Below are 25,529 nucleotides of genomic sequence, written 5' to 3' on the forward strand. Positions count from 1 at the left end.
CCCGTCTCACTGGAAGGGCTGACGCCCCCGACGAGGTGCCACCGGAGAGGAAGAGGTGCCGCACGAGAGGAAGGGGGAACAAAAAAAGTGGCCGGAGGTAGAACCACTCCTTGCCACTCCTAACCTATTGCGCATGGGGGGCCTTGCGGCAAGGCCCCCATGCGCCGCAGAATCGTCCGCCGAAGCCCGGATGCAGGAAGTCGACTTCCGGTGTTCCGGATCGTTCGACGTCGGCGAAGGGGGAACGATGATGATCGACGTGATTGTCGTCGGCGGCGGGCCCACCGGACTGATGCTGGCCGCCGAGCTGCGGCTGGCCGGAGTGCACACGGTCGTGCTGGAGAAGCTGGCGGAGCCGACCCGGGAGTCCCGGGGGCGCGGACTGCATGTGCGCAGCGTCGAGGTGATGGACCAGCGCGGGCTGCTGGACCGGTTCCTCGCGGTCAGTGAGAAATTTCAGGTGGGCGGCTTCTTCGGCGGCATTCAGAAACCGTGGCCGGACCGCCTGGACACCGCGCATCCGTACGGCCTTTCCACCCTGCAGCCGGTGACCGAGCGGCTGCTTCGCGAACGTGCCGTCGAGCTGGGCGCCGAGATCCGGCGCGGCTGCGAGGTGGCCGGGCTGATCCAGGGTGCGGAGGGAGTGACCGTCGAGCTGGTGGACGGCACACGCCTGCGCTCGCGGTACGCCGTCGGGTGCGACGGCGGCCGCAGCACGGTGCGCAAGCAGCTCGGCGTGGACTTCGCCAGCAGCCCGCCACGGTCGAGACGCTGCTCGGCGACATGGAGATGACCGAGGCCCCGGAGACGGTCGCCGCCGTCGTCGAGGAGGTCCGCAGGACGCAGCCGCGGTTCGGCACCATCCCCAACGGCGACGGCACCTTCCGCGTGATCGTGCCCGCCGAAGGGGTGTCCGAGGACCGGGCGACGGCACCGACGCCGGAGGAGTTCAAGCAGCGGCTGCGAACCGTCGCGGGCACCGACTTCGGCGTCCACTCGCCCCGCTGGCTGTCCCGGTTCGGCGACGCCACCAGGCAGGCCGAGCGCTACCGGGTCGGCCGGGTCCTGCTGGCCGGCGACGCGGCGCACATCCACCCGCCGACCGGCGGACAGGGGCTCAACCTCGGGGTGCAGGACGCGTTCAACCTCGGCTGGAAGCTGGCCGCGACGGTCAACGGCCGGGCCCCCGACGGGCTGCTGGACAGCTACCACGCCGAGCGGCACCCGGTGGGCGCGTGCGTCCTTGCCAACACCCGGGCGCAGATCACCCTGCTGGGCACCGATCCGGGCGCGGTCGCACTGCGGGAGCTGCTCTCCCGGCTGATGGACTTCGAGGAGGTCAACGCGTACATGACCGGGATGGTCACCGCGGTCGACGTCCGCTACGACTTCGGCAAGGGCCATGACCTGCTCGGCCGGCGGATGTGCGACCTGCCGCTGAAGCAGGGCCGTCTCTACGACCTCATGCACGACGGCCGCGGGCTGCTCCTCGACACCACCGGCCGGCTGTCCGTGGCGGGCTGGGCGGACCGGGTCGACCAGGTCGTCGACGTCGCCGGGGGCCTCGACGCCCCCGCCGTACTGCTGCGGCCGGACGGCCATGTGGCCTGGGCCGGCGAGGACCCGGCTGAGCTGCTCGACGCGATGGCCCGGCGGTTCGGGGCACCCGCTGCCTGACCGCGCACCACACCTCGTGGCCCCGGCCGAGCGCCCCCTCCCTGCCGCCCCTCCCCGCCGCGCCCTGCCCGGCCCGACCCGGGGGAACACCGCCGCCTGAACGTACATGCGCACCGCAGATCGGAACCGATGACGTGAACCCCCTGACCACCAGCGCGTTCGAACTCCCCGACCGCCTCTCCCCCAAGGCCGACCCGGCGCTGATCGCCGATGACGAGCAGCACTTCGCGGCCATCGCCCACTGCCTGGAACAGTCGATCGCCGAGCTGACCGACCGGCTCGCGGCCGAACGCAGGGCGCCCGGCGGGGCAAGTCGGCAGGCGATGGACCGGGATGTGGAGATCCACCGGCTGTCCGCCCGGCTGCGCGCCCTGCGCCAGTTCGGCCTGGATCTGTGCCTCGGACACATGGTCGCCGCGGACGGCTCCGGGCCGCTGTACGTGGGCCGGCTCGGGCTGACCGACAGCACGGGCCGCCGGCTGCTGCTCGACTGGCTCCCCCGCGGCCGAGCCGTTCTTCGGAGCCACCCATGCCGACCCGATGGGCCTGGCGAGCCGCCGGCGCTACCGCTGGAACGGCGGCCGGATCAACGACTACTGGGACGAGGTGTTCGCGCCGGAAGGCTTCGCCGGGCACGCCGCGCTGGACGACCAGTCCGCGTTCATCGCCAGTCTGGGCGGCAACCGGTCGGCCCGGATGCGCGATGTGCTGGGCACCATCCAGGCCGACCAGGACGCCGTCATCCGGGCGGGCTCCCGGGGCACGCTCGTCGTCGACGGCGGGCCGGGCACCGGGAAGACCGTCGTCGCGCTGCACCGCTCCGCCTATCTCCTGTACTCCGACCCTCGCCTGGGGCACCGCCGGGGCGGTGTGCTGTTCGTCGGGCCGCACGAGCCCTATCTGGGGTACGTCGCCGACGTCCTGCCGAGCCTCGGGGAGGAGGGCGTGCAGACGTGCACCCTGCGGGACCTGGTCGCCGAGGGAGCGGCGGCAGCGGCGGCAGTGGCCGAGACCGATCCGGAGGTGGCACGTCTGAAGGCGTCGGCGGACCTCCGGGCCGTGCTCCCCGACGCCAATGTGCCGGCCTCCGTCCGCAGCAGCGGCGTCCCCGTCACCCACGGGGCCGTCGAGGACCTGGACAGGGTCCTCGACGGCTGGCTCGCCGCGCACGACGACGGGATCGCCTGTGTCATCGGCGACCCCGCGTTCCGGGCGACGCCCCCCGCCTGCGGTCGCTGACCCCGGAGCTGTCGAAGGGCCTGGAATTCGACCTGGTCGTCCTCGTCGACCCGGAGCGGTTCGGCGAGGGCGTCAAGGGGGCGGTGGACCGCTATGTCGCGATGACCCGGGCGACCCGGGAACTCGTCGTCCTGACGAGCTCCTGAGGGCCGGCCGGGCGGACTGCGGCGCCAGGGCGGTCCGGCGGGGCGGGTTTCAGTGCCAGGGCAGGCCGGCGCGGTGCCGCCAGTAGGCCTCCGGCTCCTCGACCAGGGCGTCGAGGCGCGCCCGCTGCTCGTCGTCCAGGTCGACGACGGCGGCGTGCAGATTGCCGGAGAGCTGGCCCACCGTGGCGGCGCCGGAGAGCACGACGTCCGCCCAGGGCTGGTGGAGGACCAGTGCGAGCGCCACCGCGTCGCCGCCCACTCCCGCGCCGACGGCGATCTCCTGGAACAGGGCGGGTGCCTCGTCCCCGGCCAGGCGTCCGTTGGCCATGCCCTCCTTGACGATCACGGTGACCCCCGCGTCGTGGGCCTCGGCGAGCGCGGGCGCGGCCGAGGTCTCCAAGGCGTTGAAGGTGGCCTGGACCGTACGGAAGAGGGGTTCGCCGTCGACCGTGACGGCGAGTGCGGCCCGGATCGCCTCGGCCTGGGCGGGCCCGCTGGTGGAGAGGCCGACGGTGACGCCGTCGGCGGCGAGTGCGGCCAGGCGTTCGTGGAGCTCCTTGTCGGCTAGGGCCGGGCTGTCGGGGGTGAGCGAATGGATCTGGTAGAGGCTGAGCCGGTCGCCGATCAGGGCCCGGGTCTCGGCGTACTGGCGCTCGAAGGTGGCGAGGCCATGGTCCTTGACCTCGTGTTCCTCGGCCTCGACGCCCCAGTCGGCGGTGTAGGTGTAGCCCCATTTACTGCCGACGACGAGGTCGGTGAACGAGGGCCGGGCGTTCAGCCACTCGGCGAGGAACTCCTCGGCGCGGCCGTAGGAGCGGGCGGTGTCGACGTACCGGACGCCCTGGGCGTAGGCGGCGTCCAGCAGCTCGTGGGTGCGGGCGCGCAGGGCGTCGACGTCCCGGTCGGCGGGCAGGTCCCGGTCTCGGTGGAGATTGATGTAGCCGGGCCTCCCGACGGCAGCCAGGCCCAGTCCGATGTGGGCAGTCGGGGTCGTCGCGGCGGCCAGGGCGGCGAAGGGCATCGCGGGCTCCTCGGGTCGGGTTCGGTTACTCCTACCCCGGTGAGCGCGGCCCGCGACACCCTTCGTCCATCCGGTGCGGCACCGCTTCCCGCGCGCACCCTGCCCGGCACTCCTACGCGCGGGCGGTCGCCCAGGCGTGCTGGGCGGCCAGGTCTTCCTTCACCTCGGCGAGCTGGACGGCGACGGCGGAGGGCGCCGTTCCGCCCCGGCCGTCGCGGGAGGCGAGGGCACCCCGCACGTTGAGCACCGTGCGGACCTCGGGGGTGAGGTGCTCGGAGATCCTGGCGAACTGGTCGTCGGTGAGCTGGTCGAGCTCGATGCCGTGCTGCTCGCACTCCTTGACGCAGGCGCCGGCCACCTCGTGCGCCACCCGGAAGGGGACACCCTGCTTGACCAGCCACTCCGCGATGTCGGTCGCGAGCGAGAAGCCCGCCGGGGCCAGCTCCTCCATGCGCTCGCGGTTGACGGTGAGGGTGGCCATCATGCCGGTGAAGGCGGGCAGCAGGACCTCCAGCTGGTCGCAGGAGTCGAAGACGGGCTCCTTGTCCTCCTGGAGGTCCCGGTTGTACGCGAGCGGGAGCGCCTTGAGCGTGGCGAGCAGGCCGGTCAGATTGCCGATGAGGCGGCCGGACTTGCCCCGGGCCAGCTCAGCGATGTCCGGGTTCTTCTTCTGCGGCATGATCGAGGAGCCGGTGGAGAAGGCGTCGTGCAGGGTGACGAAGGAGAACTCCTTCGTGTTCCAGATGATGACCTCCTCGGCGATCCGGGAGAGGTTGACGCCGATCATCGCGGTGATGAAGGCGAACTCCGCGACGAAGTCCCGCGAGGCGGTGCCGTCGATGGAGTTGGCGACCGAACCGTGCTCGAAGCCCAGGTCGGCGGCGACCGCCTCCGGGTCGAGCCCGAGCGAGGACCCGGCGAGCGCCCCGGAGCCGTACGGGGAGACGGCCGTGCGCTCGTCCCACTGGCGCAGCCGCTCGGCGTCCCGGGAGAGGGACTGCACATGGGCCAGCACATGGTGGGCGAAGAGGACGGGCTGGGCGTGCTGGAGGTGGGTCCGGCCCGGCATCGCGACGTCCGCGTGGGCTTCGGCGAGGCCGACCAGCGCGCTCTGGAGGTCGGCGATCAGGCCGCCGATGGTCCGGGCGTGGTCGCGCAGGTACATCCGGAAGAGCGTGGCGATCTGGTCGTTCCGCGACCGGCCGGCCCGCAGCTTGCCGCCGAGGTCCGCGCCGAGGCGCTCGAGGAGTCCGCGCTCCAGGGCGGTGTGGACGTCCTCGTCCGCGATGGTTCCGGTGAAGGAGCCGTCCGCCACATCGGCTTCGAGCCGGTCGAGGCCTTCCCGCATCCGGGTCAGCTCGTCCTCGGTGAGCAGGCCCGCCTTGTTGAGGACGCGGGCGTGGGCGCGGGAGCCGGCGATGTCGTACGGCGCGAGCCGCCAGTCGAAGTGGACGGACGCCGACAGCTTGGCCAGCGCCTCGGCCGGTCCGTCGGCGAAACGCGCGCCCCAGAGCCGGACGTCACCGTTGTTGCTGCTCACTGCGTGCTCCTCAAAGGCAAAGGCAAAGTGCGGATATGCGGCCGCCTCCCTGCCGCGTGACGACGGGAAGGCGGCTGTACAACGAGCGGGGTCGGGCGAGGTCGCGTCAGGCTAGGCCTGCAGATCACGCTTCGCGGCGATCTTCGAGGAGAGACCGAAGATCTCGATGAAGCCCTGCGCCTTGGACTGGTCGAAGGTGTCGCCCGAGTCGTAGGTGGCGAGGTTGAAGTCGTACAGCGACTCGCTGGACTTCCGGCCGGTGACGACGGCGCGGCCGGCGTGGAGGGTCATCCGGATGTCGCCGGTGACATGCTGGTTGGCCTCGTTGATGAAGCCGTCCAGGGCCCGCTTCAGCGGGGAGAACCACAGGCCGTCGTAGACCATCTCGCCCCAGCGCTGCTCGACCTGCCGCTTGTAGCGGGCCAGCTCGCGCTCGACGGTGACGTTCTCCAGTTCCTGGTGGGCGGTGATCAGCGCGATCGCGCCGGGTGCCTCGTACACCTCGCGGGACTTGATGCCCACGAGCCGGTCCTCGACCATGTCGATCCGGCCGATGCCCTGGGCGCCGGCCCGCTCGTTGAGCTGCTGGATCGCTTGGAGGACGGTGACGGGACGGCCGTCGATGGCGACGGGCACGCCCTCCTTGAAGGAGATGACGACCTCGTCGGCCTCGCGCGGGGTGGCGGGGTTCTCGGTGTACTCGTAGATGTCCTCGATCGGCGCGTTCCAGATGTCCTCCAGGAAGCCCGTCTCCACGGCGCGCCCGAAGACGTTCTGGTCGATGGAGTACGGGGACTTCTTGGTGGTCGCGATCGGGAGGTTCTTCTCCTCGCAGAAGGCGATCGCCTTGTCCCGGGTCATCGCGTAGTCGCGGACCGGGGCGATGCACTTCAGGTCGGGGCCGAGCGCGGAGATGCCGGCCTCGAAGCGGACCTGGTCGTTGCCCTTGCCGGTGCAGCCGTGGGCGACGATCCCGGCGTTGTGCTTGTGGGCGGCGGCGACGAGGTGCTTGACGATGGTCGGCCGGGAGAGGGCCGAGACCAGCGGGTAGCGGTCCATGTAGAGGGCGTTGGCCTTGATCGCCGGGAGGCAGTACTCCTCGGCGAACTCGTCCTTGGCGTCCGCGACCTCGGCTTCGACGGCACCACAGGCGAGCGCGCGCTTGCGGATGACGTCCAGGTCCTCGCCACCCTGGCCGACGTCCACGGCAACGGCGATGACCTCGGCACCCGTCTCCTCGGCGATCCAGCCGATGGCGACGGAGGTGTCCAGGCCGCCCGAGTAGGCGAGTACGACGCGCTCGGTCACGGGTTTCTCCTTACGGTGCAATCACTGATGGGCATAACTATGCAGTCCTCTGTATGCTTTGTCAAAACAGCAGGTCAGGGCGGTCGAGGTGATCGCACAGCCGGAAATCTCCGGTGCTTGTCGGCCGGAAAGCCCCAAGAGGGTGTCTGACAACAGGGAGGGGCCGCGGTGAACAACGGTGAGCGCAGGGCGCTGGAGGCTGTGGTGCTCGTGTCCGAGGGCGTGCCGCCGGACGAGGCGCTGGAGACGGGTTCGGCCGACGCGTGGGTGGCCTTCGACGCCGCCGTACGGGAACTCTCCCACCACCCCTGGAGACTGCCGCACCTGGACGAGAAGCCGGGGCGGCCGTGGTTTTCCGCTCCGTTCGGCCCTCGCCCCGCACCGCCGCCGCGTCCGCAGGCGCTGGCCCTGTGCCACCCGGACGGAAGGGTCCGCGAGGCGGCACTGGACGGGACCGACGCCGCCCCAGAGCTGCACCCGCTCCTGGTGGTGCGGTGCGCGGACTGGGCCGAGCCGGTGCGCGAGCGGGCCAGGCTGCTGCTCGGCGAGCTGTCCGCGAGCGAGCTGCTTCCGCTCACCGAGCTGATTCTGCGGTTGTCCCGGCGCACTCAGGGCCGCTTCGCCCGCGCACTGCTGGAGCGCGCGCTGCGGAAGTGGCCGGCGGCGGACGTCATGGCCCTGATGGCGCATCAAGACCGTGCGACGTACCGGCTCGCGTACCGGAGCGCTGTGGACCGAGGGCTGCTGACGCCGCCGGAGAAGGCCGCCACGGCGGCGGCCAGCGGCGATGTCACGCTTCAGGACCTCTGCGCGGAGGCCGCCGTCGCCGCGCTGACCGACCCGCCGGAGAAGGCCGCCGCCGAAGAAGCCGCATGGAACGGCGGCGACGCGCCGGCGGCCGACCGGGCCGACGAGCGGGGCGCTGTGCTGGACCGGCTGCTGACGGCACGCGCCGCACGGGTGCGCGCGGCGGGAATGACCGCGTTGCGGCGGACCGGGCGGCACGGTGAGGCACGGATGTTCCTCGCCGACCGCTCCCCCTCGTACGGGCCTGCGCGCGCTATGTGCTGCGGCAGGGCGGCGTCGAACCGCTCCCCGTCTACCGGGAGCTGTGCGCCGAACCGGCCGTGCATCCGGCGGCGGCCGCCGGACTCGGCGAGTGCGGCGAACGCACGACGGACACGCGAACGCTGTGGCTCCTGACCGAACACCCGCTGCCCGCCGTACGCCTGAACGCGATCACCGGACTGCGCGCACTGGACGAGGCGGTACGCGAGCGGCTGACGCCGTTGCTGGACGACCCGAGCCCGGCCGTGGTGCGGGCGGCGACCCGGGCCCTGCTGCCGGAGGCCGCCGGGATTCCGGAGCCCCTGCTGCGCGAGCGGTCCGCGCCGGACCGGCCGCGCGCGGTGCGGGTGTCGGCCGAACGGCTGCTGCGGGCGGCGGAGCGGCACCGCAGGCCGACGCCCGGATACTGAAATGCCCTGCTCACCGGCCCCATCGGAGAGGGATAATCACCTCATGGGAAAAACGCATGAGCGCATCGAAGGACGACTCAGAACCTTCATCGAGGAACAGCACATCTTCTTCACGGCCACCGCCCCGCTGGACTCCGACGGCACCGTGAACCTCTCCCCCAAGGGCCTCACCGGTTCCTTCACCGTCCTCGACGAGCGGACCGTCGCCTATCTGGACTTCGCCGGGAGCAACGCCGAGACCGTCGCCCACCTCCGCGAGAACGGACGCATCACCCTGATGTGGTGCGCTTTCCAGGGCCCGCCGAACATCGTGCGGGTACACGGCCGCGGTGAGCCGGTCTTCCGCGACGACCCCCGTTTCCCCGGGCTCCTCGACCGTTTCCCCGGCGTCGATCCCGCCCCGCACGGGTTGCGCGCGATCATCGTGGTGACCGCCGAACTGATCCGTGACACCTGCGGGTTCGGCGTGCCGTTCCTGAGCTACGACGAGGACCGCACGCTGCACGCGGACCGGTTCGAGCGCGACGACGACGAGAGCCTCAGCGCCTACTTCGCGAAGAAGCCGGACATCGCGACGAGCATCGACGGTCTGCCGGGCCTGCCGCTCCCGCTTCCGCCCCTGCCGGCCGCGCTTCCGGAGTGAGCCGCTGGGCCGTACGGAGCAGGTCCGGTGGGGCGTGTCCGCCGGCCGCCGTACGGTCCGGAACATGCGCAGATCACTGGTGACCGCCGCCGTACTCCTCGCCCTGGCCGGCTCCCTCGGGGCCGGGCCCGGCGGAGCCGATGGCCCTCCCCTGCCGTACCGGCTGGCGGACACGGGCGGCGGCTCCCAGCTGATCACCGCCGAGGCCCCGGACAGCGGCTCCACGACAGGCACGGTGACCTGGTGGGAGCGGCGCGGGGTCCGGTGGGTGGAGGCCGGGTCCGCACCCGCGCGGTTCGGGGCGAACGGGCTGGCCGATGGCGCCACCCGCGAGCAGGGCACGAGCACCACGCCGACCGGGCTGTACGACCTGCCGTACGCCTTCGGCATCCAGGACGCCCCGGCCGGCACGATGTACCCGTACCGCGAGGTGGCGGAGGACTCCTGGTGGTGCCAGGACAACGCCTCGCGCGCGTACAACCGTTGGGTGGAACCACGTCCGGCTGACTGCCGGGCGGCGGAGGCCGAGCACCTGGTCTCCTACGGCACGCAGTACGCCCGGGCGCTGGTGATCGGCTTCAACTACGACCGTCCCGTACGCGGCCGGGGCGCGGGGATCTTCCTGCATGTGAACGGACGCGGGGCGACGGCCGGCTGTGTCTCGGTCCCGGCGGACGCGATGGCGGAGATCCTCGCCTGGGCGGACCCGGAGCGCGAACCGCACATCGCGGTCGGGACCGGTTCGGGCCCGACCGCGATCACGCGCTACTAGGGAGTGTCCGGCGGGTCGGGGCCGGACAGGCCGCGACGTCCGGTGCGGTGCATCGCAATGCGCCGCACCAGGCGCCGCGGACCTGGCCGGGATCGGCCGGACACGCCCTGGCGGCGCGTGCCACCGAAAGATTCAGCGGTCGTTCTGAGCGAGCCTCAGCAGATGGTCGGCGAGCGCCTGACCGCCGTTCGGGTCGCGGCTGATGAGCATCAGCGTGTCGTCACCCGCGATGGTGCCGAGGATGTCGTGCAGTTCGGCCTGGTCGATGGCCGAGGCGAGGAACTGGGCCGCGCCCGGCGGGGTGCGCAGCACCACGAGGTTGGCCGAGGCCTCCGCCGAGATGAGCAGTTCGGCCGAGAGCCGGCGCATCCGCTCCTCCTTGGCCGAGCCGCCCAGCGGCGCCTGCGGGGTGCGGAATCCGCCCTCGCTGGGCACCGCGTAGATCAGCTCGCCGCCGGTGTTACGGATCTTCACCGCGCCCAGCTCGTCGAGGTCACGGGAGAGCGTCGCCTGGGTGACGCTCAGCCCGTCGTCGGCGAGGAGCTTGGCCAGCTGGCTCTGCGAGCGGACCGGCTGCCGGTTCAGGATGTCCACGATCCGGCGGTGGCGGGCGGTGCGGGTCTGCGGCACGGACGGCCCGCCGTGCTCGGTTTCCTGCGCCTCGGTCATCGTCGTCGCCTCATTCTCCGGATGGTCATGCTCCGGATCGTCCGTCCCCGTGTGCCGCGTCGAGAGCGCTCGGCAGGATCTCCAGGAACGCGTCCACCTCCGCGTCACCGATGATCAGCGGCGGCATGAGCCGTACGACATCGGGGGCGGGCGCGTTCACCAGGAGGCCGGCTCCCTGGGCCGCCTGCTGCACCTGCGGTGCGAGGGGTCCGGTGAGCACGATACCCAGCAGCAGGCCACTGCCGCGGACATGGGAGACCAGCGGATGCCCCAGCGCCCCCACGCCGTCGCGGATCCTCTCCCCGAGCCGCTTGACGTTGTCGAGCGCGCCGTCGGCCGCGAGGGTGTCGATCACGGCGAGTCCGGCGGCGCAGGCGACCGGGTTGCCGCCGAAGGTGGTGCCGTGGTGACCCGGCTTCAGCAGGTCGGCGGCCGGGCCGAAGGCAACGGTCGCGCCGATCGGCAGACCGCCGCCGAGGCCCTTGGCCAGAGTGACGAGGTCGGGCTCGACGCCTTGGTGGGCCTGGTGCTCGAACCACTGGCCGCAGCGGCCGATGCCGGTCTGGACCTCGTCCAGGACGAGCAGGGCGCCGGTCGCCCGAGTGATCTCCCGGGCGGCTTCCAGATAGCCCTTGGGCGGCACGACGACACCGTTCTCGCCCTGGATCGGCTCGATGACGACCAGCGCGGTGTAGGTGGTCACCGCGGCCCGCAGCGCGTCCACGTCCCCGTACGGCACATGCGTGACATCGCCGGGCAGCGGCCGGAACGGCTCCTGCTTCCCCGGCTGACCGGTGAGGGCGAGCGCGCCCATCGTCCGGCCGTGGAAGCCGCCGTCGGTGGCGACCATGTGGGTGCGCCCGGTGAGCCGGCCGATCTTGAAGGCCGCCTCGTTGGCCTCCGCGCCGGAATTGGCGAAGAAGACCCGGCCGCGGCGGCCGAAGAGCTGGAGCAGCCGCTCGGCGAGCGCGACGGGCGGCTCGGAGATGAACAGGTTCGATACATGGCCGAGGGAGGCGATCTGTGTGGAGACGGCCTCGACGACGGCGGGGTGGGCGTGGCCGAGTGCGTTGACCGCGATGCCGCCGACGAAGTCGAGGTAGCGGTTGCCGTCCTCGTCCCAGACATGCGCCCCTTCGCCGTGGACGAGCGGCAGGCGGGGCGTGCCGTAGTTGTCCATCAGCGCGCCCTGCCACCGCGAGGTGAGTCCGGTGCCGGTCATGATGCCCCCTGCTGCTGGTGTCCGTCGGCGGCCTGTACGTCGATGGGGGCGTCCGGCACGACCATCGTGCCGATGCCCTCGTCGGTGAAGATCTCCAGCAGGATCGAGTGCTGGACCCGGCCGTCGATGACGCGGGCGGTCTCGACGCCGTTGCGCACGGCGTGCAGGCAGCCCTGCATCTTGGGGACCATGCCGCTGGACAGCTCGGGCAGCAGCTTCTCCAGCTGGCTCGCGGTGAGCCGGCTGATGACGTCGTCGCTGTTGGGCCAGTCCTCGTACAGCCCCTCGACATCGGTGAGGACCATCAGCGTCTCGGCGTTCAGGGCGGCGGCGAGCGCGGCGGCCGCGGTGTCGGCGTTGACGTTGTAGACGTGGTGGTCGTCGGCGGAGCGGGCGATGGAGGAGACGACCGGGATGCGGCCGTCGTCCAGCAGCGCCTGGATGGCCCCGGTGTCGATGGCGGTGATCTCGCCGACCCGGCCGATGTCGACGAGCTCGCCGTCGATGGTGGGCCGGTGCTGGGTGGCGGTGATGGTGTGGGCGTCCTCGCCGGTCATGCCGACGGCGAGCGGGCCGTGCTGGTTGAGGAGGCCGACGAGCTCGCGCTGGACCTGTCCGGCGAGCACCATCCGGACGACGTCCATCGCCTCGGGAGTGGTGACCCGCAGCCCGGCCTTGAACTCGCTGACCAGGCCCTGCTTGTCGAGCTGGGCGCTGATCTGGGGGCCCCCGCCGTGCACGACGACGGGCTTGAGGCCGGCGTGCCGCAGGAAGACGACGTCCTGGGCGAAGGCGGCCTTCAGCTCCTCGTCGATCATGGCGTTGCCGCCGAACTTGATGACGACGGTCCTGCCGTGGTGCCGGGTCAGCCAGGGCAGCGCCTCGATGAGGATCTGCGCCTTCGGGAGTGCGGTGTGCTTCCGCGCGGCGCTCATGAGCTGTACGCGCTGTTCTCGTGGACGTAGTCCGCGGTGAGGTCGTTGGCCCAGATGACGGCCGACTCGGTGCCCGCGGCCAGGTCGGCGGTGACCTTGACTTCCCGGTAGCGCATGTCGACGAGGTCGCGGTCCTCGCCCACTTGGCCGCTCTTGCAGACCCAGACGTCGTTGATGGCGACGTTGAGCCGGTCCGGCTCGAAGGCGGCCTTCGTGGTGCCGATGGCGGAGAGGACACGGCCCCAGTTGGGGTCCTCGCCGTGGATCGCGCACTTGAGGAGGTTGTTGCGGGCGATGGACCGGCCGACCTCGACGGCGTCGTCCTCGGTGGCCGCGTTGATCACCTCGATCCGGATGTCCTTGGACGCGCCTTCGGCGTCGCCGATGAGCTGCCGGGCGAGGTCCGCGCAGACCGTCCGTACGGCTTCGGCGAACTCGGCCTGTTCCGGGGAGATACCACTGGCGCCGGAGGCGAGCAGCAGCACGGTGTCGTTGGTGGACATGCAGCCGTCGGAGTCGACCCGGTCGAAGGTGGTGCGGGTGGCCTCGCGCAGTGCGGCGTCCAGCTGCTGTGCGGGGACGTCGGCGTCGGTGGTGAGGACGACGAGCATGGTGGCCAGGCCCGGGGCGAGCATGCCCGCGCCCTTGGCCATGCCGCCGACGGTCCAGCCCTCGCCGCCCGCGACGGCCGTCTTGTGCACGGTGTCGGTGGTCTTGATGGCGATGGCGGCCTTCTCACCGCCGTGCTCGCTGAGGGCTGCGGCGGCCTGCTCGATGCCGGGGAGCAGTTTGTCCATGGGAAGCAGGAGACCGATGAGCCCGGTGGAGGCGACGGCGATCTCGCCGGCGCTGTGGCCGTCGAGCACCTCGGCGGCCTTCTCGGCGGTGGCGTGGGTGTCCTGGAAGCCCTTGGGCCCCGTACAGGCGTTGGCGCCACCGGAGTTGAGGACGACGGCGGTGACCTCACCGCCCTTGAGGACCTGCTCCGACCAGAGCACCGGGGCGGCCTTGACACGGTTGGAGGTGAAGACGCCCGCGGCGGCGCGGCGCGGCCCGTTGTTGACCACGAGGGCCAGGTCCGGGTTCCCGCTGTCCTTGATTCCCGCGGCGATGCCCGCCGCCGAGAACCCCTGTGCTGCCGTGACGCTCACGGTGCCACTCCGATCGTCGAAAGACCTGTGTCCTCGGGAAGTCCGAGGGCGATGTTCATGCTCTGCAGGGCACCGCCCGCGGTGCCCTTGGCGAGATTGTCGATGGCGCAGATGACCACGATCCGTCCGGCGGCCTCGTCGTGGGCGACCTGGACCTGTACGGCGTTGGAGCCGTACACCGCGGCGGTGGCGGGCCACTGCCCCTCGGGCAGGAGGTCCACGAACGGCTCGTCCGCGAACGCCTTCCCGTACACCGCGCGCAGGCTCTGAGCGCTCACGCCGGGCTTCGCCTTCGCGCTGCACGTGGCGAGGATGCCGCGTGGCATGGGCGCGAGGGTGGGCGTGAAAGAGACGGTGACCGGCTCGCCGGCGGCGGCGCTGAGGTTCTGGATCATCTCGGGCGTGTGACGGTGCCCGCCGCCGACGCCGTACGGGGTCATGTTGCCCATCACCTCGGAGCCGAGCAGATGCGGCTTGACCGCTTTGCCCGCACCGGAGGTGCCCGACGCGGCGACGATCACGGCTTCCGGCTCGGCGAGGGAGGCCGCGTACGCGGGGAAGAGCGCGAGGGACACGGCGGTCGGGTAGCACCCGGGCACCGCGATCCGCCGCGACCCGGCGAGCGCGGCCCGTCCGCCCGGCAGCTCCGGCAGCCCGTAGGGCCAGGTCCCGGCGTGCGGGGACCCGTAGAACGTCTCCCAGTCACCGGCGTCCTTCAGTCGGAAGTCAGCCCCCATGTCGACGACGAGGACCTGCTCCCCGAGCTGCTCGGCGACGGCGGCGGACTGCCCGTGCGGGAGCGCCAGGAAGACGACGTCGTGCCCGGCGAGGACCTCGGCGGTGGTGGGCTCCAGCACACGGTCGGCCAGGGGCCGCAGATGCGGCTGGAGTGATCCGAGGGCCTGCCCGGCGTTGGAGTGCCCGGCGAGGGCGCCGATCTCGACCTCCGGGTGTGCCAGCAGAAGGCGGAGCAGCTCCCCGCCAGCGTATCCGCTCGCCCCTGCCACTGCTGCTCGTACCACCATCGGTAACCCTCCTGATCGATGGCATGACTATACGCAATGACGCAGTTTTATGCAAAACTCCTTACCGGGACGGTCGGAGCGGCACCGAGACCGAGCGTCCGAGTTGGCCCTTTGGTGCTTGAGCTGGCCCGTCGGAGCGCCGGTGTCGGCCCGCAGTCGAGGACCTCGTTCAAGGCCGCTGCGGTGACCGGCCCCGGAGCGGGACCTTGAAGGACATCCGTGACCTCGGTGATCGCACCGCTATGGCCGCCCATCAACACAAGTACGGCATCCTCGCCGAGGGCAGCCTGGGCGGCTAACCTCTCCGCTGGGGCCCGCCACGGAGCCGCCGTCACCGCCGACGACGCCTTCACCACCTGCTACGGCGTGCCGGCCCGGGTGTCTACGTCGGTGCCCTGACCATCGCGCCCCTGATCGCCCGCGGCGAGGTGTCCGCCGCGGCTCAGGCCGCCTTCGAGTCGGCCGACGGTCCGCAGTTCAAGGTCGTCGACCCGGACGACCTCGCAACGGACTACTGGAGCATGTACACCAGGCGCGACCGCGTCGAGCAGTTCCACCCCGCGACGGTGACTCCGCAAGCCGCCGCGTAGCGCCCGCGACGCCGAGCAGAAAACAGCCTCATCATTGGTGGGACTGAGCGTTCCACGGCGCCGACCGACGACTGTGGTGCCCAACCGTGAAGCTGATCAGCAGAGCGGGGGGCGCTTCGTCCTCCAAGATCTCGACCAGCGAGTCGAAGGCCGTCGGAGCCTCGCCGTTGCGCTTGGGGCTGAGTCCCGGTTCCGTGTCGGCCTGCCTTGACCAGCGGGTTCGCCTGGCTGAAAGTGGATCTCCTGATCGACTGGGGCGGGAAACATGACACTTGACGAATACGCCGACCGCTGCGAGGAGCTCTTCGCAGTGGGCGGGTTCACGGAGGTCCGGAAGGTGGCGGAGTCCGGTCTGGAGGAGCTCGGACCCGATCCGGTGCTCTACCGGTGGCTCGGCCTCGCGCACGCGGCGGAGGACGAGGACGACCACGACGCCGACGCGGAGCAGGCCTACGAGACCGGGCTCGCACAGTGGCCGGACGACCTCGGACTGCTCGTCTCCTACCTGGAGTTGTGTCTGCGGGCCGACACGTGGACGTACCCCGGGCGCGCCACTCGGGTGAAACGGCTCAAGGAGCGGATCGCGGGGCTGGCGCCCGCGGGATCACCCGAGGCTGCACGGGTGGAGGCCGCGCTCGGCTGGGCCGGGCGGGGCTACTGGCAGGACGTACGGGAGAGGACGGCCGCCGCGAGGACAGATCGAGCAGCCCTGACGTCCCACAGTGCTGATGTCGCTGAAGCGCTGGAGCAGGGCGGCCAGGCGCCCGCCCACCCGGAGGATCTGCGGGCCGCCGAGGTCGCGGCCGCCCTGGAGTTGCTGGCCGGTCCGTGGCGGGCCCCGTTCCGGCTGATGGTCCGCCACCGGGCGGCCGCGTACGTCACTGCTTTTGTGCTGGTCCTCGCCACCAACAAGGCACTGGTGCTGAGCGGGGCTGTTTCCTACAGTGTGTGGGGCTGGATCTGGTTCGTGCCCCTCCTGCTGGCCGAATCGAAGCTCAGGCAGGCCCGGCGGCTGGCCCGGCAGCGAGTGATCGCCGCGATGGAGGCCCGGCACGCCGATGCCGCCGCGGCCGGCTGAGGGCTGCCCCGTAGTCCCTGGCGGGCACACGACGACAGCCCTCGGGTTCCCACAACGGGTCGAGCATGGCGGCCGCGACGGCCGGTGCCGGGTGCCCTCGCAGCGCGAAGCGCCTTCGCCACGCGGTCCGCCGAAGAGCAGGAGCCCATGACCCGCGCCGCCCTGATCTCCGTCACCGCTGAGACGGCCCGGACGCACCCGCACACTCCGGACCTTCTGGCGCCGACGCGGGGCCCGCGCTGCTGATCGACGTTCGGCCGGCGTGGCCGGTCGAGGGCCGGCATGAGAGGTCAGGCCGTGAGCAGGGCTTCCGACTCGCCCCTGGGATCCGGAGTACTCAGTGCGGCGAGATAGCGCTCGGCGTCGAGGGCTGCCGAGGCACCGCTGCCGGCGGCGGTGACGGCCTGCCGGTAGGTGTGGTCGACGACGTCGCCCGCGCCGAAGACGCCCGGGATGTTCGTGCGGGTCGAAGGTGAGGCCACCTGGAGGTATCCGGAATCGTCCAGGTCGAGCCGGCCTCGGAAGAGTTCGGTTCGTGGGTCGTGGCCGATCGCGATGAACAGCCCGGTGACAGCGAGCTCGCGGACGGCTCCGGTGAAGACGTCCCGCAGTACGACGCCGCCGAGCATGGGGCCGTCCTTCCTGAGGGCGGCGACTTCGGTGTCGAAGGCGAAGGAGATCTTGTCGTCGCCGAAGGCCCGGTCCTGCATCACTTTGGACGCACGGAGAGCCGAGCGGCGGTGGACGACGGTCACCGACTTGGCGAAACGGGTGAGGAAGGTGGCCTCCTCCATAGCGGTGTCGCCGCCGCCGACCACAACGATGTCGCGGCCCCTGAAGAAGAAGCCGTCGCATGTCGCGCACCAGGACACCCCGCGTCCGGAGAGTTCCTCCTCGCCGGGGATGCCGAGCTTTCGGTAGCCGGAGCCGGTCGCGATGATCACCGTTCGCGCCCGGTGGACGGTGCCGGACGCGTCGGTGAGGAACTTGACCGGGCCGGCGAGGTCGACGAAGGTGATGTCGTCGTCGATCATCTCCGCGCCGAACCTCTCGGCCTGGGCCCGCATCCGGTTCATCAGATCGGGGCCGTCGACACCGCCGGGGAAACCGGGGAAGTTCTCCACCTCGGTCGTGGTCGTCAGGGAGCCGCCGACAAAGACGCTGCTGCCGAACAGCAGGGGCTTCAGCTGGGCGCGGGCGGCGTAGAGAGCGGCGGTGTATCCGGCGGGGCCGGAGCCGATGATGACGACATCGCGTATCGCGCTCACGCCGTGGCCTCCGGCGCGATCTCCGCGATCAGATCCTCGACGAGGGTCTTGATCTCGTCGCGGATCGGGCGGACGGCGGCCACGCCCTGGCCGGCGGGGTCCTCCAGCTTCCAGTCGAGGTAGCGCTTGCCGGGGAAGACGGGGCAGGTGTCGCCGCAGCCCATGGTGATGCAGACGTCGGACTCGCGGACCGCGTCGACCGTGAGGACCTTCGGCGTCTCGGCGGAGATGTCGATCCCCGCCTCGGCCATCGCCTCGACGGCGGCGGGGTTGACGGCGTCGCCGGGATTCGAGCCCGCGGAGCGGACCTCGACGCGGCCCCCGGCCAGGTGGGTCAGCCAGGCGGCGGCCATCTGGGAGCGGCCGGCGTTGTGGACGCAGACGAACAGGACGGACGGCTTGTCGGCCATGGTGATCGTTCTCCTGTCGCGGCGGAGCTCGACTCCGCCAGTAACTTCAGCCCCCGCTGGTATCAGCGAGCGGTGATGTGAGAGTATCAGCGCATGATGACTTCAGTCGACACTGACGTGATTCGGGTTCTGGGTGACCCGCTGCGCATGCAGGTGGTCACCCTGCTGGCCCAGGAGACGCTCTGCATGTCGCATCTGGTCGAGGAGACCGGTGCGAAGCAGACGAATCTGTCCAACCACATGAAGGTCCTGCGTGAGGCGGGGCTGGTGGAGACCGAGCCGTGCGGCCGGTTCACCTACTTCAAGCTGCGCCCCGAGCTTCTGGCCTCCGTGTCCGCGCAGTTCGCTGAGCTCGCCGAGTCCGCCCGCACCGCCGCCGAGAACAAGAGGGCCTGTCCGTGACCTCCACCGAGCCCACCGCCACCCGCACCGCCCCGCACGCCGGGGGCGACGACTCGATCGTCAAGAAGCTCTCCACCCTCGACCGCTACCTCGCCGTGTGGATCCTGCTCGCCATGGCCGTCGGCCTGGGGCTGGGCCGCATCGTTCCGGGGATGAACGACGCGCTCGCGAAGATCGAGGTCGGCGGCATCTCGCTGCCGATCGCCCTGGGTCTGCTGGTGATGATGTATCCGGTGCTGGCCAAGGTCCGCTACGACCGGCTCGACACGGTCACCGGCGACCGCAAGCTGATGGTGTCCTCGCTGGTCATCAACTGGCTCGTCGGCCCGGCGGTCATGTTCGCCCTGGCGTGGATCTTCCTGCCGGACCTGCCCGAGTACCGCACCGGCCTGATCATCGTGGGCCTCGCCCGCTGCATCGCCATGGTCATCATCTGGAACGACCTCGCCTGCGGCGACCGGGAGGCCGCAGCCGTCCTCGTCGCCCTGAACTCGGTCTTCCAGGTCCTGGTCTTCGGCGTGCTGGGCTGGTTCTACCTCGACCTGCTGCCCCAGTGGCTCGGCCTCGGCGACGGACAAGGACTGGACGTACCCGTCTGGCACATCGCCCTGAACGTCGTCGTCTTCCTCGGTGTGCCCCTGCTCGCAGGGTTCCTCACCCGCCGCATCGGCGAGAAGAAGATGGGCCGCGAATCCTACGAGCAGAAGTTCCTGCCGAAGATCGGCCCCTGGGCCCTGTACGGCCTGCTGTTCACGATCGTCATCCTCTTCGCCCTCCAGGGGAAGACGATCACCTCGCAGCCTCTCGACGTCGTACGGATCGCCCTGCCGCTTCTCGTCTACTTCGCGATCATGTTCTTCGGGTCCTTCCTCCTCGGCAAGAGCCTCGGCCTCGCCTACGACCGTACGAGCACCCTCGCGTTCACCGCGGCCGGCAACAACTTCGAACTCGCCATCGCCGTCGCCATCGCCACCTTCGGCGTCACCTCCGGACAGGCCCTCTCCGGAGTCGTCGGGCCGCTCATCGAGGTCCCCGTGCTGATCGGCCTCGTCTACGTCGCCCTCGCCTGGCGCAAGAAGTTCGCCCCCGACGCCGTCACCACGCCCGGGAGGGAAAGCTGATGCACTGCCTGGAATGCCACGCCGAAGGAAGGGGCAGCAACGCTGTCGGCGTATGCCACACCTGCGGGGCCGCGGTCCGCGCACAGCACGTCCGCACGGTGACCCGAAGCGTGCGTCACGGCAGCCACATCGGCACCCCCGGCGAACACCAGGAGCGCACCCCGCGGTGCCCGGTCCGCGCCGAAGCCCACAGCCCGGCCGTAGCGGAACGCACCCGGTGACCACCACCGATGTCGTCGTGATCGGCGGCGGGCAGGCAGGGCTCGCCGCCGGATACCACCTGCGCCGCCAGAACCTCGACTTCGTCGTCCTCGACGCCCAGAGCACCGCGGGCGGCGCCTGGCAGCACACCTGGAACTCCCTGCGCCTGTTCTCCCCGGCAGCCTTCTCCTCGCTGCCGGGGCGACTCATGCCGCCGGAGCCCGGCCAGGAGTACCCCGGTGCCGCCCATGTGGTCGGCTACCTGAGCGACTACGAGCAGCGCTACGGCCTGCCGGTCCACCGCCCGGTCACGGTCCGCTCGGTTCACCGCGACGGGACACGGCTTCGGGCGGAGACGGACGCCGGGCACTGGTCGGCGCGGGCGGTGGTCTCGGCGACCGGCACCTGGTGGCGCCCCTTCCTGCCCGCCGTCCCCGGCCAGGAGACGTTCACCGGGCGCCAGTTGCACACCACCGGCTACCGGCGGCCCTCCGACTTCGCCGGACAGCACGTCGTCGTGGTCGGCGGCGGCAACTCCGGCGCCCAGATCACCGCGGACCTCTCCGGACACGGCGGCATCGACCTGACGTGGGTCACCCAGCGCCCGCCCCGCCTCCTCGCCGACGACATCGACGGCCGCGCCCTGTTCGACGCCGCGACCGCCCGGCGCCGTGCCCTGGACGAAGGGCTCACCGACACCGGCGGTGTCGCCTCACTGGGCGACATCGTCGCCGTCCCGCCGGTCCGCACCGCACGGGACGCCGGCCTGCTCAAGGCCCAGCCGATGTTCACCGCCCTCACCGAGGACGGTGTGGAGTGGCCGGACGGAACACGGGCCCGGGCGGCGTCGGTGATCTGGTGCACCGGCTTCCGCCCCGCCCTCTCCCACCTGGCCCCGCTGGGCCTTCGAGGCCGGCGCGGCCACATCGCCACCCGTGGAACCCGGGCCACCGACGAACCGCGCCTGCACCTCCTGGGCTACGGCGACTGGACCGGGCCCGCCTCGGCCACACTGATCGGCGTCGGCCGCCCCGCCCGCGACGCCGCCCGCGAGATCGCCGCCCTGCTGGGCTGACGGCCGGTTCGGGGGTGCCCGACGGCCGCGCTGTCCACCCGGCGCGCCAGGACGGCTCAGTACCGGGCACCGCCGAACCGTTCCCGAGGTGAGCACCTGGTTGACCAGGCCGGCCAAGTACGGCGCCGAGTCCCAGCAGACGTTCCGTCGGCGCGGCCCCGCACAGGGCCGCGCCGACGGCGTACAGGGCGCCGGTACGTCAGAAGAATCAGAAGAAGAGGACCGAACGCACCTTCAGCCGCTCCGAGGCCCCGCCGGTGCGCGGGCGGAGAGGGAAGGAGTCACCCTCGCAGTCGGTGCCGGTGAAGACCTGCGCCCAGGCGTCCGTGCGGTTCTTCGGGGAGTGTCCGGGCTCGGGGTTCTCCTGGCCGACGCCCGGAAGGTCGATGCACCGGCCGCTCGGCGGGCTGTTCAGGAAGCCGGTCGCCTCGTATCCCTCGACGGTCACGTAGTCGTAGCGGAACTGCCCCTCGGCGGCCGAGGCGGAGGAGGGGACGGCGGCGAGAAGCAGCGCGGCACCGAGTACGGCGGGGAGGGCGGAGCGAAAGCGCATGGGTGAAATCCTTCTGGTGGTGGAGGTGTCGCCGTGGCCCTCTCTTCCCGGCAGGCAGGACCGGTCGCGGGTGGGGGCCACACACGGGTACGTGTTTCCGCAGGCGCACTGACGCACGGGCCACCGAAGCGACCGCGCAGTAACCGCGCAGTGACTTTGCGTACGCATGGTGACACACAAAGCGACCGGCCATGATCCACAGCCGGGCGGGGCAGGGTGGGGCGGTCGCGACCCGGTCCCGTGAGCTCCCGCACGCGGCCCGGTCACAGCAGGCCACAGCCCCCGCGCGACTGCGGCCGGTGCTCGCGCTGAACACGCTGCGCGGCCCGGTCGTCCGGCCCCTGCCCCTGCTCGTCGCAGCCGTGGCGGACCGCCTCACCGGCTACCACCCCGACACCCCGGAGCCCCCGGAACGCGGATCGTGGCCCCGCACTCTCGTCGCTACGGCACGTTGAACCGTACGAGCGTCTCGGCGGCCGGCGTGCCGCTGCGCCGCGCGTACGTCATCCGCTCGCGCGCCTCTCGCAGCCCTCGGGGACGGTATCCGGGGCCGCCGCAGCAGCTCTTGTGAAACCCCACGCCTGCGTTCAGCAGCACAGCGAGGGCCCGCCGTGCCGCGACGTCCCGCCGCCGCGGTGCCGCGAACGCCGATCCCGCGTGGATCATCGGCTCCGCACAGTGCGGACAGCTCCGCTGCCTCGCCCTGTCGTGGGGCTGCTTGAACGAGACCCGGCAGGAGAGGCAGACGTACGAGGTCTTCCCATGGCTCACCGGGCTCAGCCTGGAGATCGCACCGGGAGACAGCCACCGACTTGTTCGGCTCCCGTCAGACAACCGTATCGACGCGGCGGGCCCGGCACCCCGGCTGGAACCTCGGCTCGCGGCGTGCGGACGGCACCGCGCCCGGCGCCTCGGTGCAGGGTCTGGCCGGCTCGCCGGGCTGGATCGGCTTCGGAGGCAACGGCGGCGACGAGTTCGCGGTCGATCTGACTCCCGGACCGGCCGGACATCTCGGCCAGATCATCCTGGTCGATCACGAACAGAGCCTCGGTGCCGAACTCGTGGCCGACTCCCTCACCGATGTCGTTCTGGGCCGGGTGCGGAAGGAACGCGGGGGCCTCCACACGGACCGCCCTCCGGCCGTGGCCGGGGTCGGCGCCGGACGCCTTGAGTCCGTCCGGGCCGCCGCCCATCCCGCCCTGGAAGTTCTGTCCATCGATGTCCGGGACGGCACACCGTTCACGCTCGCGCCGGTCGTCGGGCTGCCCCGGCTGCGTACGCTCACCGCCACGCCCGGCGCACTGGCCGATCCCCTGGAGGTCGCCGCGCTCACCGGACTGGAGTTCCTGGAACTCGGCGCGCGGGAATGGCGCGCCCTCCTGGACGCGGGAACCGTTCCGCGCACCCTCAAGGCCGCGGCCATCAGCGTCCGGGACCAGGACCACCTGCCCGTCGTGGCCATCGCCAACGAGATCCTCGCCCTGTACGGTCGGCCACCGGTCCCACAGACACCTCTCGACGGAGACCTCGGCCCCGCGAGCTGACCCGCCCGGAGGCGATACTGGCCGTAGCAGTCCGCCTCGCCTCCGAACCGGCTCCCGGCCGGGGCGGTCCGGTTGGGCCCGCCTTTGTCGATGCCTCCGAGGGGAGCCGTTCATGACCACGGCGAAAGACCTGTTCATCATCGCCATAGATCCAGTACCGGAGCACACCGTGGGGCAGGGCGACCTGTCGCTCGCACTCGCGGGAGCCGAGCTGCTCGATCTCGTCGGTACGGGAGCCATCACCGTGGACGGCGACCTCATCGTGCCGAGCGGGTCGTCGGTGCCGGACGACCGGCTGCTCGGCGAGGCCGCCGCGCTGGTCACCCGGCGACCGCCCCACGAGCGGATCGAGGACTGGCTGTGGCGCCGCGGCCGGGACCTCTCGGCCACCTACCAGGACGCTCTGGAGGAGGACGGCGAACTCACGCAGAAGAGAAGCGGCCGGTTGCCGTTCGGCCCGAAACGCGTGGAGCTGGTCGATACGCCCGGCCGCCGCCGGGCCGTCGGCCGCCGGGAGGAGGGGGAACCCGTCCTGGCCGCCCTCGCATCGGCCGTGGGTATCGACGGCGGTCGGTCCGGCGACGACGAGCCCCGCCTGGACGACGAGACGGTGACGACCGTGGTCGCCACCGTCCATGAGGCGGTGATGGAGCTGGAGGCCGTACGCCAGCGGCGGACCATCGAGAACACGGCCTTCGCCAACGTCTGGCGCGGACCGTGAGCCGGATCCCCCCGACCGAGGCACGCGGCAGGGATGACCTTGACACGGTGACAAGCTCTTCGCTGCTTGCCGAGGAGGTGGTCCCGATGAACGTCCGGGACACGACACGGACACGGTGCGAGCGCTGCGGGGGCTTGAGGACGACCGCGCGTCGGTGCGGTTGCGAGCCGCTCTGGCGGTCGGCTCGACACCGGACCCGCGCTTCGTCGGCGCGCTCGTCGAGCGGTGCGCGGTCGAGCCCGAGTCCTTGCTGCACGACGAGGACCGTGCCGTCGCGCTGACCGCGGCGTACGTTCTTCAGCTGCGCGACGTGGGGTGACGGGCCTTGCCCGGGGTGTCGCCCACGGGGGCCGGTGCGGCGTGTGCCGTCGTGTCGGCCGCCTCCTCCGTCCGTGCCGGGGGCCGCGCCGGATCCCGTGACGCGAGGCCGGTCGGTGGCCGGTCCAGGAGCAGCGGAACGGCCAGGGCGGGCAGCAGCCAGACGAACACGATGAGGCGGTAGCCGAGGAGCTGGTCCAGGTTCGGGTGGCCCGCCTGGTTGAGGAGGCCTGCCGCCCCTGCCGCCAGGGCGACGGGCAGTACCACGGAGCGCCGTCTCAGCAGCGCCCGGGCCGAGAGCGCGAGCAGGACGGGAAGGACCGGGTAGGTGGCCTGGCGCCTGAGCCACGCCGTCCAGAAGACCCGCTCCTGGGCGAAGAACTCGGGCCACGGGTCGGGCCGGTCGGGGCGCTGGTAGTGGTGGGTCAGCAGGTCCTGGGCGCTGTCCTGGCCCATGGGCCAGGACAGGAGATGCGCCCCGGCGTAGATGAGCGCCGCCAGCGCACCGCACAGTCCGGCCGCCCGGAGTACGGGGATGGACCGCCGCCCCTTCAGGCGGAGCCACCCGGACCAGGCCAGGAAGACGCCGGCGAGAGCGGCCGCCAGCAGCAGTGCCTGCGAGTAGCGGACGAGGAACATCAGGGCGAACCCGCCCGCGACGAGCACCGTGCCGGTACGGGGCCGGTCCCGCAGCAGCAGGACGCAGCCGAGGAAGACCGCCGTGCCGAGCGCCAGGGAGAGCCCGTCGCTCAGGGGGTTCATGGCGACGGTACCGGTGGGCAGGGCGAGGTACAGGGCCTGCCCGGCCAGCCCTGCGCGCCGGGAAGCGCCCGCGACACGGAGGGTGAGCAGGACGCAGACGCTTCCGGCCAGCGCGACGACGAGCCCGGCTAGCCAGAGGCCCCAGGTGGGACCGAAGGCGGTCACGAAGGGAACCAGGAACAGCGGATAGCCGGGCCTGGCCTCGAAGATGGCCATGAACCGCTGGTTGGCGAACGGGGCGGTCATCCCCGAGGTGTTGCCGTGGCGGGACCAGTACGCGACCGAGCCGTTCAGCCGGCGCACGCACTGTTCCTCCGATTCGCCCGCGGCCTTCCTGCTGGTCCAGGGGATGGAGTCCAGGGGCGCCTGCTGCCCGCTGGCACAGGAGTAGCCGATGGCCAGCCGGCCCGCGTCCGGACGGCTCTCGCCACGGAGACTCAGGGCGTAGGAGAGGTAGTTCTTCGTATCGGGCGAGGCCCGTCCGGTGACCGCCGTCAGCTGGAGTCCGGCGAAGGCCACGGCGATGAGCAGCATCCCGATGAGGCCGAGGTGCTGGGTTCTGCGGATGTTCGGCATCGGACGGACGCTCCCCTGCATACGGCGGTTGCCTCATCAACGAGAGAACCCCCGTGGGGTGGCGCTCCGGTTCGGCTCCGGAAC

Annotated in this window: 26 protein-coding genes and 3 pseudogenes; 16 read left to right on the top strand and 13 right to left on the bottom strand. The window is 71.5% G+C overall.

Annotated features, from left to right (window positions below; all coding sequences use genetic code 11):
- Positions 1-250 precede the first annotated feature (250 nt).
- A pseudogene (gene rox, locus B9S58_RS40100) lies at positions 251-1,677 on the top strand (rifampin monooxygenase).
- A 134-nt stretch (positions 1,678-1,811) separates the two neighbouring features.
- A pseudogene (locus B9S58_RS34325) lies at positions 1,812-3,062 on the top strand (hypothetical protein).
- Between the two features lie 49 nt (positions 3,063-3,111).
- On the opposite strand, the gene B9S58_RS34330 reads toward B9S58_RS34325, so the two are convergent.
- The 3 genes from B9S58_RS34330 to B9S58_RS34340 all read right to left on the bottom strand — a co-directional run bounded on the left by B9S58_RS34330 (position 3,112) and on the right by B9S58_RS34340 (position 6,931).
- Positions 3,112-4,083, bottom strand: coding sequence for an aldo/keto reductase (locus tag B9S58_RS34330; RefSeq protein WP_103535784.1), 972 nt, complete (start codon positions 4,081-4,083; stop codon positions 3,112-3,114).
- 112 nt (positions 4,084-4,195) lie between these two features.
- Positions 4,196-5,623 carry an argininosuccinate lyase gene (gene argH / locus B9S58_RS34335; protein ID WP_103535785.1) on the bottom strand — a complete coding sequence of 476 codons (1,428 nt, stop codon included), beginning with the start codon at positions 5,621-5,623 and terminating at the stop codon, positions 4,196-4,198.
- 111 nt (positions 5,624-5,734) lie between these two features.
- The gene (locus B9S58_RS34340) at positions 5,735-6,931 is read right to left on the bottom strand and encodes an argininosuccinate synthase (RefSeq protein WP_103535786.1); all 1,197 of its coding nucleotides are present in this window, start codon (positions 6,929-6,931) and stop codon (positions 5,735-5,737) included.
- Between the two features lie 168 nt (positions 6,932-7,099).
- On the opposite strand from B9S58_RS34340, the gene B9S58_RS34345 reads away from it, so the two are divergent.
- The 4 genes from B9S58_RS34345 (at position 7,100) to B9S58_RS34355 (ending at position 9,824) form a co-directional block, all read left to right on the top strand.
- Complete coding sequence (locus B9S58_RS34345) at positions 7,100-8,134, top strand: hypothetical protein (protein ID WP_258045200.1); 1,035 nt, start codon at positions 7,100-7,102, stop codon at positions 8,132-8,134.
- Entirely contained in the window at positions 8,059-8,409 is a 351-nt protein-coding gene (locus tag B9S58_RS39800) for a HEAT repeat domain-containing protein (protein ID WP_258045201.1), read from the top strand. Before B9S58_RS34345 ends, B9S58_RS39800 begins: the two co-directional genes overlap by 76 nt.
- A 43-nt stretch (positions 8,410-8,452) precedes the next feature.
- Positions 8,453-9,052: a pyridoxamine 5'-phosphate oxidase family protein gene (locus tag B9S58_RS34350; RefSeq protein ID WP_103535787.1), complete on the top strand. Its 600-nt coding sequence runs from the start codon at positions 8,453-8,455 to the stop codon at positions 9,050-9,052.
- Between the two features lie 64 nt (positions 9,053-9,116).
- On the top strand, positions 9,117-9,824 hold the full coding sequence (locus B9S58_RS34355; protein WP_103535830.1) for a L,D-transpeptidase: 708 nt from the start codon (positions 9,117-9,119) through the stop codon (positions 9,822-9,824).
- Between the two features lie 132 nt (positions 9,825-9,956).
- Here B9S58_RS34355 and B9S58_RS34360 read toward each other — a convergent pair whose 3' ends face one another.
- From B9S58_RS34360 to argC, 5 genes are read right to left on the bottom strand one after another with little or no spacing between them, the layout of a single operon-like run.
- On the bottom strand, positions 9,957-10,493 hold the full coding sequence (locus tag B9S58_RS34360; protein ID WP_019764598.1) for an arginine repressor: 537 nt from the start codon (positions 10,491-10,493) through the stop codon (positions 9,957-9,959).
- A 25-nt stretch (positions 10,494-10,518) separates the two neighbouring features.
- Complete coding sequence (locus B9S58_RS34365; RefSeq protein WP_103535788.1) at positions 10,519-11,715, bottom strand: acetylornithine transaminase; 1,197 nt, start codon at positions 11,713-11,715, stop codon at positions 10,519-10,521.
- The gene (gene argB / locus B9S58_RS34370) at positions 11,712-12,650 is read right to left on the bottom strand and encodes an acetylglutamate kinase (RefSeq protein WP_103535789.1); all 939 of its coding nucleotides are present in this window, start codon (positions 12,648-12,650) and stop codon (positions 11,712-11,714) included. The genes B9S58_RS34365 and argB overlap by 4 nt, the downstream gene beginning before the upstream one ends.
- Positions 12,647-13,801: a bifunctional glutamate N-acetyltransferase/amino-acid acetyltransferase ArgJ gene (gene argJ / locus B9S58_RS34375; RefSeq protein ID WP_103535790.1), complete on the bottom strand. Its 1,155-nt coding sequence runs from the start codon at positions 13,799-13,801 to the stop codon at positions 12,647-12,649. Before argJ ends, argB begins: the two co-directional genes overlap by 4 nt.
- Positions 13,798-14,826: an N-acetyl-gamma-glutamyl-phosphate reductase gene (gene argC / locus B9S58_RS34380; RefSeq protein WP_103535791.1), complete on the bottom strand. Its 1,029-nt coding sequence runs from the start codon at positions 14,824-14,826 to the stop codon at positions 13,798-13,800. The genes argJ and argC overlap by 4 nt, the downstream gene beginning before the upstream one ends.
- A 428-nt stretch (positions 14,827-15,254) precedes the next feature.
- Here argC and B9S58_RS34385 point away from each other — a divergent pair, with 428 nt between their 5' ends.
- Together B9S58_RS34385 and B9S58_RS34390 are read left to right on the top strand one after the other, a co-directional pair.
- Complete coding sequence (locus B9S58_RS34385) at positions 15,255-15,416, top strand: hypothetical protein (RefSeq protein WP_181009553.1); 162 nt, start codon at positions 15,255-15,257, stop codon at positions 15,414-15,416.
- A gap of 265 nt (positions 15,417-15,681) precedes the next feature.
- Complete coding sequence (locus B9S58_RS34390) at positions 15,682-16,494, top strand: hypothetical protein (protein WP_103535792.1); 813 nt, start codon at positions 15,682-15,684, stop codon at positions 16,492-16,494.
- 290 nt (positions 16,495-16,784) lie between these two features.
- Here B9S58_RS34390 and trxB read toward each other — a convergent pair whose 3' ends face one another.
- Positions 16,785-17,762 carry a thioredoxin-disulfide reductase gene (gene trxB / locus B9S58_RS34395; RefSeq protein ID WP_103535793.1) on the bottom strand — a complete coding sequence of 326 codons (978 nt, stop codon included), beginning with the start codon at positions 17,760-17,762 and terminating at the stop codon, positions 16,785-16,787.
- Positions 17,759-18,172, bottom strand: coding sequence for an arsenate reductase ArsC (locus tag B9S58_RS34400; protein WP_103535794.1), 414 nt, complete (start codon positions 18,170-18,172; stop codon positions 17,759-17,761). The genes trxB and B9S58_RS34400 overlap by 4 nt, the downstream gene beginning before the upstream one ends.
- A gap of 93 nt (positions 18,173-18,265) precedes the next feature.
- On the opposite strand from B9S58_RS34400, the gene B9S58_RS34405 reads away from it, so the two are divergent.
- From B9S58_RS34405 to B9S58_RS34415, 4 genes are read left to right on the top strand one after another with little or no spacing between them, the layout of a single operon-like run.
- Positions 18,266-18,574 (top strand): helix-turn-helix transcriptional regulator, encoded by a 309-nt coding sequence (locus tag B9S58_RS34405; RefSeq protein ID WP_103535795.1) that lies wholly within the window; start codon positions 18,266-18,268, stop codon positions 18,572-18,574.
- Positions 18,571-19,695 carry an ACR3 family arsenite efflux transporter gene (gene arsB / locus B9S58_RS34410; RefSeq protein WP_103535796.1) on the top strand — a complete coding sequence of 375 codons (1,125 nt, stop codon included), beginning with the start codon at positions 18,571-18,573 and terminating at the stop codon, positions 19,693-19,695. The genes B9S58_RS34405 and arsB overlap by 4 nt, the downstream gene beginning before the upstream one ends.
- Complete coding sequence (locus B9S58_RS40375; protein ID WP_374935732.1) at positions 19,695-19,916, top strand: DUF2180 family protein; 222 nt, start codon at positions 19,695-19,697, stop codon at positions 19,914-19,916. The genes arsB and B9S58_RS40375 overlap by 1 nt, the downstream gene beginning before the upstream one ends.
- Positions 19,913-20,971 (top strand): ArsO family NAD(P)H-dependent flavin-containing monooxygenase, encoded by a 1,059-nt coding sequence (locus B9S58_RS34415; RefSeq protein WP_258045202.1) that lies wholly within the window; start codon positions 19,913-19,915, stop codon positions 20,969-20,971. The genes B9S58_RS40375 and B9S58_RS34415 overlap by 4 nt, the downstream gene beginning before the upstream one ends.
- 208 nt (positions 20,972-21,179) lie before the next feature.
- Here B9S58_RS34415 and B9S58_RS34420 read toward each other — a convergent pair whose 3' ends face one another.
- On the bottom strand, positions 21,180-21,524 hold the full coding sequence (locus tag B9S58_RS34420) for a hypothetical protein (RefSeq protein WP_103535798.1): 345 nt from the start codon (positions 21,522-21,524) through the stop codon (positions 21,180-21,182).
- 191 nt (positions 21,525-21,715) lie between these two features.
- On the opposite strand from B9S58_RS34420, the gene B9S58_RS34425 reads away from it, so the two are divergent.
- Entirely contained in the window at positions 21,716-21,979 is a 264-nt protein-coding gene (locus B9S58_RS34425) for a hypothetical protein (RefSeq protein ID WP_103535799.1), read from the top strand.
- On the opposite strand, the gene B9S58_RS34430 is transcribed toward B9S58_RS34425, so the two are convergent.
- Positions 21,966-22,295: a deoxyxylulose-5-phosphate synthase gene (locus tag B9S58_RS34430; protein WP_103535800.1), complete on the bottom strand. Its 330-nt coding sequence runs from the start codon at positions 22,293-22,295 to the stop codon at positions 21,966-21,968. The two genes, B9S58_RS34425 and B9S58_RS34430, sit on opposite strands and share 14 nt — an antisense overlap.
- Positions 22,296-22,336: 41 nt before the next feature.
- Between B9S58_RS34430 and B9S58_RS34435 the strand changes: the two genes are divergently transcribed.
- The 3 genes and pseudogenes from B9S58_RS34435 to B9S58_RS37670 form a co-directional block, all read left to right on the top strand.
- Positions 22,337-23,068 carry an SMI1/KNR4 family protein gene (locus B9S58_RS34435; RefSeq protein WP_103535801.1) on the top strand — a complete coding sequence of 244 codons (732 nt, stop codon included), beginning with the start codon at positions 22,337-22,339 and terminating at the stop codon, positions 23,066-23,068.
- A gap of 112 nt (positions 23,069-23,180) precedes the next feature.
- Positions 23,181-23,789 (top strand): GPP34 family phosphoprotein, encoded by a 609-nt coding sequence (locus B9S58_RS34440; protein WP_103535802.1) that lies wholly within the window; start codon positions 23,181-23,183, stop codon positions 23,787-23,789.
- An 86-nt stretch (positions 23,790-23,875) separates the two neighbouring features.
- Positions 23,876-24,048: pseudogene (locus B9S58_RS37670) on the top strand (HEAT repeat domain-containing protein); the annotation flags it as partial.
- A 38-nt stretch (positions 24,049-24,086) separates the two neighbouring features.
- On the opposite strand, the gene B9S58_RS34450 reads toward B9S58_RS37670, so the two are convergent.
- Complete coding sequence (locus B9S58_RS34450; RefSeq protein WP_103535831.1) at positions 24,087-25,445, bottom strand: glycosyltransferase family 39 protein; 1,359 nt, start codon at positions 25,443-25,445, stop codon at positions 24,087-24,089.
- Positions 25,446-25,529: the final 84 nt, after the last annotated feature.

It is taken from the genome of Streptomyces sp. SM11, from assembly GCF_002910905.1.
Lineage (GTDB): Bacteria > Actinomycetota > Actinomycetes > Streptomycetales > Streptomycetaceae > Streptomyces.

Coding starts and splice junctions, on each gene's coding strand:
- B9S58_RS34330 (WP_103535784.1), bottom strand. CDS start 4,083: ATGCCCTTCGCCGCCCTGGCCGCCGCGACGACCCCGACTGCCCACATC.
- B9S58_RS34350 (WP_103535787.1), top strand. CDS start 8,453: ATGGGAAAAACGCATGAGCGCATCGAAGGACGACTCAGAACCTTCATC.
- B9S58_RS34355 (WP_103535830.1), top strand. CDS start 9,117: ATGCGCAGATCACTGGTGACCGCCGCCGTACTCCTCGCCCTGGCCGGC.
- B9S58_RS34360 (WP_019764598.1), bottom strand. CDS start 10,493: ATGACCGAGGCGCAGGAAACCGAGCACGGCGGGCCGTCCGTGCCGCAG.
- B9S58_RS34365 (WP_103535788.1), bottom strand. CDS start 11,715: ATGACCGGCACCGGACTCACCTCGCGGTGGCAGGGCGCGCTGATGGAC.
- argB (WP_103535789.1), bottom strand. CDS start 12,650: ATGAGCGCCGCGCGGAAGCACACCGCACTCCCGAAGGCGCAGATCCTC.
- argC (WP_103535791.1), bottom strand. CDS start 14,826: ATGGTGGTACGAGCAGCAGTGGCAGGGGCGAGCGGATACGCTGGCGGG.
- B9S58_RS34390 (WP_103535792.1), top strand. CDS start 15,682: ATGACACTTGACGAATACGCCGACCGCTGCGAGGAGCTCTTCGCAGTG.
- B9S58_RS34400 (WP_103535794.1), bottom strand. CDS start 18,172: ATGGCCGACAAGCCGTCCGTCCTGTTCGTCTGCGTCCACAACGCCGGC.
- B9S58_RS34405 (WP_103535795.1), top strand. CDS start 18,266: ATGATGACTTCAGTCGACACTGACGTGATTCGGGTTCTGGGTGACCCG.
- B9S58_RS40375 (WP_374935732.1), top strand. CDS start 19,695: ATGCACTGCCTGGAATGCCACGCCGAAGGAAGGGGCAGCAACGCTGTC.
- B9S58_RS34420 (WP_103535798.1), bottom strand. CDS start 21,524: ATGCGCTTTCGCTCCGCCCTCCCCGCCGTACTCGGTGCCGCGCTGCTT.
- B9S58_RS34425 (WP_103535799.1), top strand. CDS start 21,716: ATGATCCACAGCCGGGCGGGGCAGGGTGGGGCGGTCGCGACCCGGTCC.
- B9S58_RS34440 (WP_103535802.1), top strand. CDS start 23,181: ATGACCACGGCGAAAGACCTGTTCATCATCGCCATAGATCCAGTACCG.
- B9S58_RS34450 (WP_103535831.1), bottom strand. CDS start 25,445: ATGCCGAACATCCGCAGAACCCAGCACCTCGGCCTCATCGGGATGCTG.